The following is a 13,814-nucleotide window of genomic DNA, read 5'->3' as shown; positions in this document are numbered from 1 at the left end:
AGATGTGTATAAGCGACCGCCACCAGGGTGAGCATCGGGGCCGCGGGCTTCTGGCCCGGCGCCCCGTAGACACGCGCCTCGCACCCGGCGCACAGGGTCAGAAGCGCCACGCTGGCCAGCGCCGCGGTGGCCTTGACCACGTTCGCAGGCCGCCGACGCATGCTGCTCCTCGTCACGTGAGAACGCTGGAAACGGGCACCCCCTGTGGGACAGAATCCTAGCTGGTCGGGGGGTGTGCCGCGCAGTTGGTTCGAGAGACGAACCATCGGCCTTTCACCATCGGCCCCGGTGACGCGATTTCGCTGCGTGCTCGACGTCTGGCACAATTGAGCAGTTGTCCGCGCGGGCCGAATGTCGCCTGCAGCGGGATTACACCGAAAGCCCGAACATCGGCTCGGCACCGGTCTGCGTTGTGCAGGCTTGTGGCTGCCGGGCCGCGACCGCAAGGAAGAGTCACCGATGAACACGCTGGACTTCGTCGACCAGGCGTCGCTGCGCGAGGATATCCCTACCTTCGGCCCCGGCGACACCGTCAACGTGCACGTGAAGGTCATCGAGGGCACCAAGGAACGCATCCAGGTCTTCAAGGGTGTGGTCATCCGCCGCCAGGGCGGCGGCGTTCGCGAGACGTTCACCGTTCGTAAGGAGAGCTACGGCGTCGGCGTCGAGCGCACGTTCCCCGTGCACTCACCCACCATCGACCACATCGAGGTCGTGACCCGCGGCGACGTCCGCCGGGCCAAGCTGTACTACCTGCGTGAGCTGCGCGGCAAGAAGGCCAAGATCAAGGAGAAGCGCTGACGGCACGCGGCGCGGGGGTGACCGTGGCCCCGGTGTCCGGGTGCCCGTGACTACGCTGACCGTGTGGCTGATCCCGTGACCCAGACCTCGGACTCCGCCGACCCCGACCGGCCCGCTGCCGGAGACGAGTCGGCCGAGTCGTCCCCCGACGAGGGCAAGTCCGGCTCCAAGAAGCGTGGCGCGCTGCGCGAGGGCGCCATACTGGTCGCCATCGCGCTGGTGCTCTACTACGTGATGCTGACCTTCGTGGCGCGGCCGTACCTGATCCCGTCCGAGTCGATGGAACCCACGCTGCACGGCTGCCCGGGATGCGTCGGCGACCGGATCATGGTCGACAAGGTGACCTACGACTTCAGCTCGCCGGAGCCCGGTGACGTCGTCGTGTTCAAGGGGCCGCCGGCGTGGAACGTGGGCTACAAGTCGATTCGTTCCGACAACCCGGTTCTGCGTTTCGTCCAGAACGCGCTGTCGGTGGTGGGCTTCGTCCCGCCCGACGAGAACGACCTGGTGAAGCGGGTGATCGCGGTCGGCGGCCAGACCGTGGAGTGCCGCGCCGACACGGGGCTGACCGTGGACGGAAAACGCCTCAACGAGCCCTACCTCGACCCGGACACCATGATGGCCGACCCGGCGATCTATCCGTGCCTGGGCAACGAGTTCGGTCCGGTCACCGTCCCGCAGGGGCGGTTGTGGGTGATGGGTGACAACCGCACCCACTCCGCGGATTCGCGCGCACACTGCACCAGCCTCCCCGCGGACGCGGAGAAGGGTCTGATCTGCACCGGTGATCCGACCAACGGCACCGTGCCCGTCGACAACGTCATCGGAAAGGCGCGGTTCATCGCCTGGCCGCCCGGGCGCTGGGGCGGTGTCGACTCGGTGAATCCGCAGCAGGGTGGCTAGATGCCCGCTGCCTGGCCGCCGCGCACCGTCATCCGCCGATCGTCGGGGTTACGCACGCTGGAGTCTGCGCTGTACCGCAACGGCCTGGGCCCCGTCGCCGGGGTCGACGAGGTGGGCCGCGGCGCCTGTGCGGGACCGCTGGTGGTGGCCGCCTGCGTGCTGAGTCCCAACAAGCTGGACAGCCTGGCGGCGCTGGACGACTCCAAGAAGCTGGGCGAGAAGGAGCGGGAACGACTGTTCCCGCTGATCAGGCGCTACGCCCTGGCCTACCACGTGGTGTTCATCCCCTCGGCGGAGGTCGATCGGCGCGGGGTCCACGTCGCCAACATCGAGGGCATGCGCCGCGCGGTGGCGGGCCTGAGCGTGCGGCCCGGCTATGTGTTGTCCGACGGTTTCCGGGTCCCCGGGCTGTCGGTGCCCTCACTGCCGGTGATCGGCGGCGACGCCGCGGCGGCGTGTATCGCCGCGGCCAGCGTGCTGGCCAAGGTCAGCCGGGACCGGTGGATGGTCCGGCTGGACGGTGAGTATCCGGGCTACGGATTCGCCGAGCACAAGGGCTATTCGACGTCGGCGCATTCGGCGGCCCTGGCCGAATTCGGCCCGTGTGATCAGCATCGTTATTCGTTCATCAATGTGCGCCGGGCGGCGAGTGGAGCACGGGCGGTCGACATCGTGGAGGGGTGTGGCGAGGGTGAGGAGACGATGGATGGCCAGGGGCCGGGGGTGGAGAGCGCAGTGACCGTGGGTGGAGGAAGATGGGAAACGCACCGACAGAAGGACGACTGGGCAGATGAGCGCTGAGGATCTCGAGAAGTATGAAACCGAGATGGAGCTCTCGCTGTACCGCGAGTACAAGGACATCGTCGGACAGTTCAGCTACGTCGTCGAGACCGAGCGCCGGTTCTATCTGGCCAACAGCGTGGAGATGATCCCGCGCAACGCCGACGGCGAGGTCTACTTCGAACTCCGGTTGGCCGACGCGTGGGTCTGGGATATGTACCGGCCGGCCCGGTTCGTCAAACAGGTGCGGGTGATCACCTTCAAGGACGTCAACATCGAAGAGGTCGAGAAGCCCGAGCTGCGGCTGCCGGAGTAACCGGCGCGGCCGGGCGCCGTGCGCGTCCGGACGGGACCCCGGCCGGCGCCGGCAACGCGCCATGGAAAGTGATATCGCCGGCGACATCACCGGCCGTCTTGCCTGGTAGGGATCTCTGAGCGGACCTTCCAGCGGACCTTTCACCGGCCCTTGCCCCGGGGCCCTCGGTGCACTCCGCCCTGTGGATGACTCTCCGATTGGGGACAACCCCGCCGGATCCGGCCCGCGCGGGCAGGGTGCGCAGACGCGATGTCGGGGCGCGGCCGGATGCTGCCGCCATGACCAAGGACATGACTACGGACCTGACCACGGACCCGACCACGGACCCGACCACGGACCCGACTACGGACTTGACTGCGTTGACACGGGCACAGCTCGGAGCCCTGGGGGAGAAGCTGGCCGCCGACCATCTGGCGGCGCAGGGTATGCGGATCGTGGAACGCAACTGGCGGTGCCGCTACGGCGAGCTCGACATCGTCGCCGCCGACCCCGCCACGCGGACGGTCGTGTTCGTGGAGGTCAAGACCCGCAGCGGTGACGGGTACGGCGGCGTCGCCGAGGCGGTCACCCGCGACAAGGTTCGCCGCCTGCGCCGGCTGGCCGCGCTGTGGCTGGCCCAGAACGATCGGCGGTGGTCGGGCGTGCGTATCGATGTCATCGGCGTGCGCGTCGCCCGGGGCCACGGTCCGGAACTCACGCACGTGGTGGGTGTCGGCTGATGGCACTCGGGCGTGCGTACGCGATCGCCGTCAACGGACTGCACGGCGAGGTCGTCGAGATCGAGGCCGACATCAGCTCGGGCCTGCCCGGAGTGCACCTGGTGGGGCTGCCCGACGCCGCCCTGCAGGAGTCCCGCGACCGGGTGCGCTCGGCCATCACCAACAGCGGCGACCAGTGGCCGATGTCCCGGCTGACCCTGGCGCTCTCCCCGGCGACGCTGCCGAAGGTGGGCAGTGTCTATGACATCGCGCTGGCCGCCGCGGTGCTCTCGGCGGGGCGCAAGAGGGCATGGCCCAAGCTGGAGAAGACGGTGCTGCTGGGTGAACTCGCACTCGACGGCAGGATCCGGCCGGTGCGCGGGGTGCTGCCCGCGGTGCTGGCCGCGCAGCGCGAGGGCTGGCAGACGGTCGTGGTGCCGGTCGGCAACCTCGCCGAGGCCAGCCTGGTCGAGGGGATCGAGGTGCTCGGGGCGGCCACCTTGGGTCAGCTGCGCTCCTGGCTGGACGGGGCCGGCCGCCTGGGTGACCGGGTGGTCGGCGGCAGGCCCGCCGAGCGGCACGCCGCCGACCTCCTCGACGTGGTCGGGCAGCCCCAGGCCCGGTTCGCCGTCGAGGTGGCCGCCGCGGGCGCGCACCACCTGATGCTGACCGGCCCGCCGGGTATCGGCAAGACGATGCTCGCCCAGCGTCTTCCCGGTCTTCTCCCGGTCCTCGCCGAGGAGGAGGCGCTGGAGGTGACCGCCATCCACTCGATGGCCGGCACCCTGTCGGAGACCACCCCGTTGATCACCTGCCCGCCGTTCGTCGCGCCGCACCACACCGCGACCGTCGCTGCCCTGGTCGGCGGTGGCTCGGGAATGGCGCGTCCGGGGGCGGTGAGCCGGGCGCACCGCGGGGTGTTGTTCCTGGACGAATGCGCCGAAATCGCCACCAACGTCCTGGAAGCGCTTCGCACACCACTGGAGGACGGCGAGGTCCGGCTGGCCCGCCGCGACGGACTGGCCCGCTATCCCGCCCGGTTTCAGCTCGTGCTGGCCGCCAACCTGTGCCCCTGCGCCCCGGCCGACCCCCGCGACTGCATCTGCGCCGGCGCGGTGAAGCGCCGCTATCTGGGCAAGCTGTCCGGACCCCTGCTGGACCGGGTGGATCTGCGGCTGCAGATGCATCCGCTGAAGGCGGGTGCGTTCAACAGCGAGGCCGGTGAACCGACCTCGGCGGTGCGGGCGCGGGTGGCGGCGGCCCGGGAGGCCGCCGCCCAGAGGTGGAAGGTGCTGGGCGTTCGCACCAACGCCGAGGTGCCCGGACCGGTCCTGCGGCGGGGGTTTCGGCCCGCGTCCCAGGCCATGGCACCGTTGCGCGCGGCGGTCGACCGTGGCCTGCTCAGCATCCGCGGAGCCGACCGCACGTTGCGGGTGGCGTGGTCGCTGTGCGATCTGGGCGGGCGCGGCTCACCGAGTCCCGACGACGTCGCCACCGCGTTGAGCTTCCGGCAGGACGGAGCCGCCCGGTGACCGCCGGGTCGGCGCGACGACGGGAGGCGTGGGCGTACCTGGCGCGCGTCGCCGAGCCGCCGTGCCCGCAGCTGGCGGCCTTCGTCGCCGCCGAGGGGCCCGAGGACGCCGCTCGCCGGATCCGCGCCGACGATGTGCCCGAACCGCTCGGGCCCCTGGTGCAGGCCCGCCGCCACATCGATCGCGCGGACCGCGATCTTGAGATTCTCGACCGCCGCGGCGGCCGGCTGATCACACCGGATGACCCGGAATGGCCGCATCTGGCGTTTCGGGCGTTCGTCGCCGGGGAGTCTCCGCCCAAGCCGGGACGGTACCCACCGATGGTGCTGTGGGCCTGCGGGCCGGCCCGCCTCGATGAGATCGCCGAACGCTCCGCGGCGATCGTGGGAACCCGGGCCGCCACGTCCTATGGCGAACACATGGCCGCGGACCTCGCGTCCGGGCTGGTCGAGGAGGACGTCGCGGTGGTCTCCGGCGGTGCCTACGGCATCGACGGAGCCGCCCACCGCGCCGCGCTGGCCGCCGATGGCGTCACCGTGGCGGTGTTGGCCGGCGGGGTCGACGTCGCCTACCCGGCCGGACACTCTGCGCTGCTGCACCGGATCGCCCGGACGGGTCTGCTGCTCACCGAGTATCCGCCGGAAGTGCGTCCGGCGCGGTATCGCTTCCTGACCCGCAATCGCCTGGTCGCGGCGGTGGCCGGTGCCACCGTCGTGGTCGAGGCCGGTCTGCGCAGCGGAGCCGCCAACACCGCATCGTGGGCGGAGTCGCTGGGCCGCGTGGTCGCGGCGGTCCCGGGCCCGGTGACCTCGGCCGCCTCGGCGGGTTGCCACCAGCTGATGCGGGGCAACGCGGTGGTGGTCACCCGGGCCGCCGAAATCATCGAGATCGTCGGACGCAGCGGCGAACTGGCCGACGAACCGGCGCACCCCAGCGGACCGCTGGACGGTCTCACCGAAGCCGAACAGCGCGTCTATGAGGCACTTCCGGCGAGGGGCCTGAGCAGTGTCTCCGAGATCGCCGCAAGTTCGGGCCTACCGGCGCAGCGGGTGCTGGGCCCGCTGGCGTTGCTGGAGGTCGCCGGTCGAATCGAGCAGGAGGACGGGCGGTGGCGTCTGCCGCGCCGGAGGGCCCGCCCCGGAGCAGGGGACCGGTGACTGTAGCGCACTGGTGTGCGGGCCCGGCTCGTATAGTCGGGTGGGTCCGTTTGGAGGAGACGAGAGGGCGCTGGTGGCCGGTCGACCGATACACACATTCGAGGTGGTCAGCACCGAACACCTCACACAGCACATGGTGCGCGTGGTCCTCGGTGGTCCCGGGTTCGACACCTTCACCCCCGGCGAGCACACCGATTCCTACGTCAAGCTGGTGTTCGTCCCGCACGGTGTAGACGTCGGAGCCCTTCCCAAACCTCTGACGATGGACAGCTTTTCGGAGCTGGACCGCACCCACCAGCCAACCGTGCGGACCTACACCGTGCGCCGCGCCGACCCGCACGCACGCCAGATCACGATCGACTTCGTCACCCACGGCGAACACGGCGTGGCCGGCTCGTGGGCGCTGCACGCCCAGCCCGGCGACCCCGCCTACCTGATGGGACCCAGCGGGGCCTACTCGCCGGATCCGGACGCGGACTGGTACCTGTTCGCCGGGGACGAGGCCGCTCTCCCGGCGATCGCTGCGGCACTGGAGGCGCTGCCCGCCGACGCGGTCGGCAAGGTGATCGTCGAGATCGCGACCCCGGACGACGAGATCGACCTGCCCGTCCCCGACGGCGTCGAGCTCACCTGGGTCTACCGCGGCGGGCGCGCCGATCTGGTGCCCGAGAGCAGCGCCGGCGACCACGCGCCGCTGATCGAGGCGGTCCGCGGAGCCCAGTGGTTGCCCGGGCAGGTGCAGGTGTTCATCCACGGTGAGGCCCAGGCCGTCATGCACAACCTTCGGCCCTATATCCGCAAGGAACGCGGTGTCGACGCGAAGTGGGCGTCGTCGATCTCGGGATACTGGCGTCGCGGCCGCACCGAGGAGACTTTCCGGCAATGGAAACGCGAACTCGCCGAGGCGGAGACGGGCAATCCGGCGTGAGTCTGTCACGGTAGGGACGTGCACCCGCCGCTCGACGCCGTCCTCGACGAATTCGCCGATCACCTCGCGCTGGAACGGGGCCGCTCGGTGCACACCCGACGGGCCTACCTCGGCGACCTGCGGTCACTGTTCGAGTATGTCGCCGAGCGCGCGCCGGGCGGCGATCTGAGCGCGCTGTCCCTGCCGGTCCTGCGGTCGTGGCTGGGCCGGCAGGCCGCCGCCGGTGCGGCGCGCACGACGCTGGCCCGGCGCACCTCGACGGTCAAGACCTTCACCGCCTGGGCCGCGCGCCGCGGTTATCTCGACTCCGATCCGGCGGTCCGGTTGCAGACGCCCAAGGCGCACCGCACGTTGCCCTCGGTGCTGCGTCAGGACCAGGCGCTGGACGCCATGGCGGCGGCGAAATCCGGTGCCCAGGAAGGTGATCCCGTCGCGCTGCGTGACCGGTTGATCGTGGAGCTGCTGTACGCCACCGGCATCCGGGTCAGCGAGCTGTGCGGGCTCGACATCGACGATGTCGACGTCGACCGCCGGCTGCTGCGGGTGCTGGGCAAGGGTGACAAGCAGCGCAGCGCCCCGTTCGGCGTCCCCGCCGCCGCGGCGCTGCGGGACTGGCTGGAGCGGGGGCGACCCGAGCTGTTGACAGCACGCTCCGGCCCGGCGCTGCTGCTCGGCGCCCGCGGGGGACGGCTGGACCCGCGCCAGGCCCGCACGGTGGTGCATCAGACCGTGGCCGCGGTGGGCGACGCCCCCGACATGGGCCCGCACGGGTTGCGCCACAGCGCGGCCACCCATCTGCTCGAGGGCGGTGCCGACCTGCGGGTGGTACAGGAGCTGCTGGGCCATTCCACGCTGGCCACCACCCAGCTCTACACCCATGTCACCGTGGCGCGGCTGCGGGCCGTGCACGATCAGGCGCATCCGAGGGCCTAGCGGCACACCGGCCCCGGTCGTCGCGGCTATTCGGTGAGTCGCAGCAGCAGGGTCCAGTGGTTGCCCTGCTCGTCGCGGCGGTAGGACAGTTCGTCGAGGACCCGGTGCGCGATCGCCAACCCGCGCCCACGGTCGGACATCTCGTCGGGCATCTCGGCGGGTCGCAGGTCCACGGGTGCGGGATGGCCGTCGTCGGTGAAGATCACCGTCACCGCGTCCGCGGCCGCGGAGACCTCCATGTGCAGACGCACCGACCGTCCGCCGCCGGAATGCTCGATGATGTTGGCGGCGATCTCGCTGACCGCCAGGTCCATGTGCATGCGCGCCAGCTCCGGAACATCCCGATCGGCCCACAGCTCGTCGAGCGTGCGCTGGACGGCCTCCAGGGTTCCGGGGCCGGTCATGGTCTCCAGGACGTAGGTCCGTCTAGGACGGGTCATCGAAAGCCACATCTGGTGACTCGTGGGTGCGTAACACCCGGTTGAGGTTGGTCAGTTCCAGGACGGTGACGACCTGACGTGTCGGTGCGGCGATGCGCAGGTCGCCGCCGGCCTGACGGGCGACCTTCAGTCCCGAGATCAACGCACCGAGCCCGGACGAGTCGATGAACTCGGTTCCGCTGAGGTCCACGACGACGCGGGTGTTGCCACCGTCGATCAGCGCGTGCAGCTGTTTTCGCAGGGCCGGCGCGGCAACCATGTTCAGCCGCCCGTCGGGGCGGACCACCACGGCCCCGGATGCCGTACTGCGAGTGGGATATTGACCCATCAGACTCCCTCCGTTGGATGACCGCGGTAGCGCACCGCCTGGACGACCACGCTGAGAATGAGGAGATCGAACATCACCCAGAACAGGTTCACCCCGACGCCCAGCACCGAGATCGCGCCGAAATAGAGCTGCACGATCCCGATGGCGGAGGCCACCACCAGCATCGCCATCGCGGCGAGCTGCCACTTGACCAGGTGCCAGGGAATGCGGCCGGCTTCCTGCCGGGTCTTCGGGGTGACCGCGAAGCCCAGGGGCCGCCCGAAATACACGTTGCGGAACGCGGTGACGCAGGCGCGGATCCACACGGGGAACAGCGCCAGACTGTACTGCTGGCCGCGCCAGGTCGGGGTGCCGCGGCTGATGATGATGAACATCAGCTGGTTGAGCACGAGGAAAGGAATGAGCCGGCCGAAGAAGTCCCAGCTGTAGGCCTGCACCGGCATCACACCGAAGATCAGATAGATCGCGGGCGCCGCGATGTAGGCCAGCGCGGCGAATCCGGCCAGGTAGCTCCACATCGTGGCCCAGTACATCAGCCGCTGCCCGATGCTGAGCCCCTTCTGCACCAGCGGGTTCTCCTTGAGCATCACCTGGACGGTGCCCTGGGCCCACCGCAGGCGCTGGGTCAGCATGGTTCGCACGTCGTCGGGGGCCAGCCCGCGGGCCAGCACCTCGTGGTGGTACGCGGAGTTCCAGCCCATCGCGTGCATGCGCATGCAGGTCGCCATGTCCTCGGTGACCGAGATGGTGGCCATGGGCAACAACGGTTGCGCCTCGTCGCCGCGTCCGACGTCGACCGCCTGGATCATCGCCCGGATGGACTCCAGCGCACCCAGCGGGGACCACTCCCGGCCCGCCAGTGAAGCCAGCGTCTCGTCGTCGAAAACGAAGGGGGTCGAAGAGGTTTCGGAATCCTCTCCCAGCTCCTCGATCACCGCGAGATCGTCGGCGATGGCGCTCATGTCGGACTCGACCAGGGTGCGGGTGGCGGCATCGACGCGCTGCTGGAACTCAAAGGTGATCTCGGCCAGCGGGTGCTCGTGGCGTAGTTGGGCGCGGGCCTCACGCACCGCCTCGCGCACCGAGTCCAGCGCCGCGCGAACATGGGGCTCGTCGGAACCGGCCTGCCGGCGGGCCTTCTTCAGTATCTTCTCGGCGGCATAGACGGTGCGGCTCACCCCGTCCTCGACGGCGTCGACGTAGCCGCGGACACCCAGGCGCATCAACACCTCGCGGCGGAGCACGGCGTTGGAGCCGCAGAAGTACGCCGCATTCCACCCGTCCTTGCCCTGCTGGATGGGCCCGTAGAACAACGGCGCCTGGCTGCCCAGCGGGTCGCTGAACGGGACATTGTGGAAGTACTGCGGAGTCTGGACCAGGGCCATGTGCGGGTCGCGGAAGTAGCCCAGCGTCCGGTCCAGGATCTGCGGCTCGGGGACCTGGTCGGCGTCGAGGACGAGGATGAACTCGCCGTCGGTCTCCATCAGTGCATTGTTGAGGTTGCCGGCCTTGGCGTGCCGGGGTTTGTCCGACCAACTCGCCGACCGGGTGATGTAGCCGATGCCGCGTTCGGCGGCCGCCTCGGCCAGGTCGGCCCGCTCGCCGTCGTCGAGGATCCACGTCGAGTGCGGGTAGGTGATGCGTCGGGCGGCCTGCGCGGTCTGCAGCACCATCTCGATCGGCTCGTTGTAGGTGGTGATGTAGACGTCGACGGTGGCACCCTCCGGTGGCGGCGGAGGCGGTGAGCGGCGCAGCAGCCGCCACATGGTGAACCCGAACAGCAGCGAGTCGATGACGCTGTAGGTCTCGGCGATCACCAGCGGCACCGCGATCCACCAGGCCGTCCAGTTGATCGACGCCAGCCAGCGCCAGGCGATGTAGTTGATTCCCAGCAGCGCGGTCACCAGGATGAGCATCCGCATCCACGGCGACGGATAGCTGCCGCGGGAGCTCTCGGGCAGGCGGTGTCTCATGAGGCCGGATCCCGGCGTAGCGCCACCACCGTGATGTCGTCGAGCGTGGGGTGGGCGGCGGCCAGCGCCCGGATCCGGGCGCACAGCTCGTCGGGGTCCGGGTGCCGCCTGAAGAAGTCCAGGGCGAATCCGACGCCGTCCGCATCGCCGAGGACATCGCCGAGGACATCGCCGAGGACATCGCCGCTTTGGTCACCGCCGAGGTCACCGCCAAGATCGTCGAAGAGGTCGAGGATGCCGTCGGAGGAGACCACCAGGGTGTCGCCCGGCGCCAGGGTGACGGTCTGGGATTCCCACACGTCACCGCGGAACACGCCCAGGGGCAGCCCCCGGCCGGCTAACGGCCGCGCGTCCCCTCCGCCGCGGACGAGCGCGGCGAACCCGTGGCCGGCGTCGGTGAAACGCAGCGTCCCGGTCTCGACGTCGAGATGTCCGTGGAACACCGTCACGAACGTCTCGGTGCTCTCCAGGTCCTCCTCGAGCTGTGCCGCCACCGAACCGACCGCCTCGGCCGGGCCGGATTCGCCGGCGGACCGGTCGAGCACCTGTGCGGCCACCCGCAGCGCGGAGCGCACCATGGCGGTGAGCATCGCCGCGGCCAGGCCCTTGCCCATCACGTCGGCCACCGTCAGGGTGATCCCGCCCCGCAGCCGGTAGTGGTCGTAGAAGTCGCCGCCGACGGCGTGGGCCGGCAGGCACACGCCCCGAAGCCGGTACCCGCGCAGATCACCCAGGGGCGCCGGCAGCAGCCGGCGCTGCACGAGGGCCGCGCGCTCCAGATCGTCGGAATGCTCGATCTCGTGCTGGGCCCACAAGGCCAGCTCCTTGAACGTGTCGAGCTGGGCATCGGTCAGCGACCGGGGCACCACGTCATAGACGCAGAACGTGCCGACCACGTGGCCACCGGGGCCGTGCAGCGGGTAGCCCGCGTAGAACCGGATGCCGCCGTCGCCGCCGATCCCCGGGATGTTCGCGAACTCCGAGCGCACCGCGTCTTCGAGGATCAGCGCCGGGTCCGTGGGGCGTTCGTACCCGCGCACGACCGTGGCCTGGCACACCGTCTGGACCCGCGGGATCGAGGACGCCATCGCCAGGCCGTCGACCTGCTTGAACCACTGCCGGTCCCGGTCGATCAGCGACACCGCGGCCATCGGCACCTGCAGTGCGGTGCGGGCCATCCGGGTGATCCGCGCGAAGCGGTCCTCGGCGGGGGAGTCGAGCAGGTTGAGTTGTTCGACGGCGCGCACCCGCTGCTGCTCGAGTTCGTCGGGCAGGGTGTAGCAGGGGGTGCTGCCGATCTCGGCGGTCACGCCGGGACCCCGCTCTCGGCGTCCCGGGTCCGTGCGCGCAGCGCGTCGGCCATCGCGGCGGCGGCGCGCCGCGAACTGGTCAACCGCCAGTCGGTCTCCTTGTCGTGGTCGAACCAGACGAAGCCGGTGACATCGCCCTGGCCGTCCAGATAGGCCACCAGATCGGTGATCCACCGGGCCTTGTCACCGCCGGCCTCGGCGCAGCCGACCTCCGCGACGAGGATCGGTGTCCCCGGTCGGAGGCCGCGCAGTTCCTCGAGCGTCGCCCCGAACAGCTCCTGCGGTGAGATCCAGGTGGTGTCGGGCCGGATGGTCCCCCAGTTGTAGCCGTCCACGCCGAGGAGTCGACGTAGCCGTCACCGGGATACCACTGTGCCAGGGGCGCCATCCCCGGCGTTGTGGTCCCGGGTGCCCAGACCCAGCGCACGTTCTCGGCGCCGGCGTCGCGGAACACGTCGTGGACGTGGCGCCACGTGCGGACATAGGTGTCGGGGGAGGTGCCCGCGCTCGGCGACCACGGGTACCAGTGACCGTTGAATTCGTGGGCGAAACGCAGCCACACCGGCGTGGCCGTGGCCGCCAGCCGGCTCGCCCAGTCCGCCAGGTGGTCGTCATGGACGCCGGTGCCGATCTCGGCCATCGCAACGGAGGAATGCTCGGCTCCGCGTCGTCCGGGCCACAGCCAGGGCTCCCAGGTGACCACGGGCAGCGCGCCCGAGCGCGCGACCGCGGTCACCTCGGCGGCCGGGGCCGGGCAGGCGAAGTCGGCGAACCACAGCACCGACAACGGGTACTCCCCGAGAACGTGGTGCAACTGCCGGATGCGCTCCTCGTCGGTCGGGCCACCGTCCATGCTGACGCCGAACCGCAGCCGACCGCCCCGGACGGGTTCGGTGGCTAACGTCGGAACCCTCACCCGCACCCCCAACGGACCGAACCGTGACGTGTCGTTCGCAGGTCTCCCCACACGAAGAACCGCTGCGACGCGGGTTAACTATATTCGCTGACCGCGTGGTAATCCGGTCAACGCGGGTTGCTCTTCGGTCCGTTTCCGCGGCCCCGGAGGCGCCGGCCCCGGCCGCCTTTGCGGGGGCAGTGCCAGCAAACACTTCCCGGTCCCGGGCGGGGTGCTCATCCGCGCAGGGGACGCAGCCGGATCGGGGTTGCGGCCAACAGTCCCAGCGGGTCGACGTAGGCGGCGTCGGCCGCCGGTCCCCACATCGCGCCCCAGTGCAGGCAGGTGGGGCGGCCGCAGCCACGGTGCCCGGGCTGCAGGGCTCCCAGCGCGGTGGCCGCGTCCACGTGCTGGCCCGCGCGTACCCCCGGGCGAACCGGCTCGTAGCTGGTGCGTAGACCGCCGGGGTGGCTCACCGAGATCACCGGCCGGCCCGCCAGCGTCCCGGCGAAGACCACCGTGCCGGAGCCGGCGGCGAACACCGCCTGGTCGGGACTTCCGGCGAGGTCGACGCCGCGGTGTCCCCGCAACCAGTTCGGCGACGGCGCGTCGAAGCTCCGCAGGATCGCCGGGGCCGGCCGCAGGGGCCATTGCAGCCGGGAATCCGCGGGTGCCGCCGGGGCCGGCCACATCAGCGCGACGACGCCCAACGTCAGCAGAATGTGCATCGGCCCAGTTCACCGTCGCAGGCGGGACGGCGCCAGCGCCGGCGGCGGCGGTTGGGGACGGCCTGCCGGGTGGGGATGCGGCAGCGTGAAGG

At 70.6% G+C, this 13,814-nt stretch carries 15 protein-coding genes and 1 pseudogene; 9 read left to right on the top strand and 7 right to left on the bottom strand.

Going from position 1 to position 13,814, the window contains the following annotated elements:
- The first annotated feature begins 459 nt into the window (after positions 1-459).
- From rplS to CSR00_RS27325, 9 genes are all read left to right on the top strand, one after another.
- On the top strand, positions 460-801 hold the full coding sequence (rplS, locus tag CSR00_RS27365; protein WP_099025536.1) for a 50S ribosomal protein L19: 342 nt from the start codon (positions 460-462) through the stop codon (positions 799-801).
- A gap of 63 nt (positions 802-864) precedes the next feature.
- A complete protein-coding gene (gene lepB / locus CSR00_RS27360) occupies positions 865-1,704 on the top strand; it encodes a signal peptidase I (RefSeq protein WP_099025534.1) in 840 nt (279 codons plus the stop codon).
- Positions 1,705-2,505 carry a ribonuclease HII gene (locus tag CSR00_RS27355; protein WP_245906643.1) on the top strand — a complete coding sequence of 267 codons (801 nt, stop codon included), beginning with the start codon at positions 1,705-1,707 and terminating at the stop codon, positions 2,503-2,505.
- Entirely contained in the window at positions 2,495-2,800 is a 306-nt protein-coding gene (locus tag CSR00_RS27350; RefSeq protein WP_099025533.1) for a DUF2469 domain-containing protein, read from the top strand. The genes CSR00_RS27355 and CSR00_RS27350 overlap by 11 nt, the downstream gene beginning before the upstream one ends.
- Positions 2,801-3,150: 350 nt before the next feature.
- A complete protein-coding gene (locus CSR00_RS27345; protein ID WP_245906641.1) occupies positions 3,151-3,519 on the top strand; it encodes a YraN family protein in 369 nt (122 codons plus the stop codon).
- Complete coding sequence (locus CSR00_RS27340) at positions 3,519-5,030, top strand: YifB family Mg chelatase-like AAA ATPase (protein WP_099025532.1); 1,512 nt, start codon at positions 3,519-3,521, stop codon at positions 5,028-5,030. Before CSR00_RS27345 ends, CSR00_RS27340 begins: the two co-directional genes overlap by 1 nt.
- Entirely contained in the window at positions 5,027-6,187 is a 1,161-nt protein-coding gene (gene dprA, locus CSR00_RS27335) for a DNA-processing protein DprA (protein ID WP_099025531.1), read from the top strand. Before CSR00_RS27340 ends, dprA begins: the two co-directional genes overlap by 4 nt.
- A gap of 73 nt (positions 6,188-6,260) precedes the next feature.
- Entirely contained in the window at positions 6,261-7,115 is an 855-nt protein-coding gene (locus tag CSR00_RS27330; protein ID WP_099025530.1) for a siderophore-interacting protein, read from the top strand.
- A gap of 18 nt (positions 7,116-7,133) precedes the next feature.
- Positions 7,134-8,048 (top strand): tyrosine recombinase XerC, encoded by a 915-nt coding sequence (locus CSR00_RS27325; RefSeq protein ID WP_099025529.1) that lies wholly within the window; start codon positions 7,134-7,136, stop codon positions 8,046-8,048.
- Between the two features lie 26 nt (positions 8,049-8,074).
- Here the strand turns inward: CSR00_RS27325 and CSR00_RS27320 are convergent, their stop codons facing one another.
- From CSR00_RS27320 to CSR00_RS27295, 7 genes and pseudogenes are all read right to left on the bottom strand, one after another.
- Complete coding sequence (locus CSR00_RS27320; RefSeq protein WP_099025528.1) at positions 8,075-8,488, bottom strand: ATP-binding protein; 414 nt, start codon at positions 8,486-8,488, stop codon at positions 8,075-8,077.
- Positions 8,475-8,816, bottom strand: coding sequence for an STAS domain-containing protein (locus CSR00_RS27315; RefSeq protein WP_099025527.1), 342 nt, complete (start codon positions 8,814-8,816; stop codon positions 8,475-8,477). Before CSR00_RS27315 ends, CSR00_RS27320 begins: the two co-directional genes overlap by 14 nt.
- Positions 8,816-10,789, bottom strand: a complete 1,974-nt coding sequence (locus CSR00_RS27310) for a glycosyltransferase (RefSeq protein WP_099025526.1) — start codon at positions 10,787-10,789, stop codon at positions 8,816-8,818. Before CSR00_RS27310 ends, CSR00_RS27315 begins: the two co-directional genes overlap by 1 nt.
- Positions 10,786-12,099: a PP2C family protein-serine/threonine phosphatase gene (locus CSR00_RS27305; RefSeq protein ID WP_099025525.1), complete on the bottom strand. Its 1,314-nt coding sequence runs from the start codon at positions 12,097-12,099 to the stop codon at positions 10,786-10,788. Before CSR00_RS27305 ends, CSR00_RS27310 begins: the two co-directional genes overlap by 4 nt.
- A complete protein-coding gene (locus CSR00_RS31410; RefSeq protein ID WP_245906647.1) occupies positions 12,096-12,434 on the bottom strand; it encodes a hypothetical protein in 339 nt (112 codons plus the stop codon). The genes CSR00_RS27305 and CSR00_RS31410 overlap by 4 nt, the downstream gene beginning before the upstream one ends.
- Before the next feature lie 68 nt (positions 12,435-12,502).
- A pseudogene (locus tag CSR00_RS31405) lies at positions 12,503-12,739 on the bottom strand (glycosyl hydrolase); the annotation flags it as partial.
- Between the two features lie 491 nt (positions 12,740-13,230).
- The gene (locus tag CSR00_RS27295; RefSeq protein WP_099025524.1) at positions 13,231-13,722 is read right to left on the bottom strand and encodes a M23 family metallopeptidase; all 492 of its coding nucleotides are present in this window, start codon (positions 13,720-13,722) and stop codon (positions 13,231-13,233) included.
- Positions 13,723-13,814: the final 92 nt, after the last annotated feature.

It is taken from the genome of Mycolicibacterium palauense (genome assembly GCF_002592005.1).
GTDB lineage: Bacteria > Actinomycetota > Actinomycetes > Mycobacteriales > Mycobacteriaceae > Mycobacterium > Mycobacterium palauense.
This window is presented reverse-complemented; position numbering and strand designations above follow the sequence as displayed.

What these genes read in the sequence shown, in the direction of transcription:
- CSR00_RS27295 (WP_099025524.1), bottom strand. Translation starts at nt 13,722, where the DNA reads ATGCACATTCTGCTGACGTTGGGCGTCGTCGCGCTGATGTGGCCGGCC.
- CSR00_RS27315 (WP_099025527.1), bottom strand. Translation starts at nt 8,816, where the DNA reads ATGGGTCAATATCCCACTCGCAGTACGGCATCCGGGGCCGTGGTGGTC.
- CSR00_RS27355 (WP_245906643.1), top strand. Translation starts at nt 1,705, where the DNA reads ATGCCCGCTGCCTGGCCGCCGCGCACCGTCATCCGCCGATCGTCGGGG.
- CSR00_RS27340 (WP_099025532.1), top strand. Translation starts at nt 3,519, where the DNA reads ATGGCACTCGGGCGTGCGTACGCGATCGCCGTCAACGGACTGCACGGC.
- CSR00_RS27320 (WP_099025528.1), bottom strand. Translation starts at nt 8,488, where the DNA reads ATGACCCGTCCTAGACGGACCTACGTCCTGGAGACCATGACCGGCCCC.
- rplS (WP_099025536.1), top strand. Translation starts at nt 460, where the DNA reads ATGAACACGCTGGACTTCGTCGACCAGGCGTCGCTGCGCGAGGATATC.
- CSR00_RS27310 (WP_099025526.1), bottom strand. Translation starts at nt 10,789, where the DNA reads ATGAGACACCGCCTGCCCGAGAGCTCCCGCGGCAGCTATCCGTCGCCG.
- CSR00_RS27350 (WP_099025533.1), top strand. Translation starts at nt 2,495, where the DNA reads ATGAGCGCTGAGGATCTCGAGAAGTATGAAACCGAGATGGAGCTCTCG.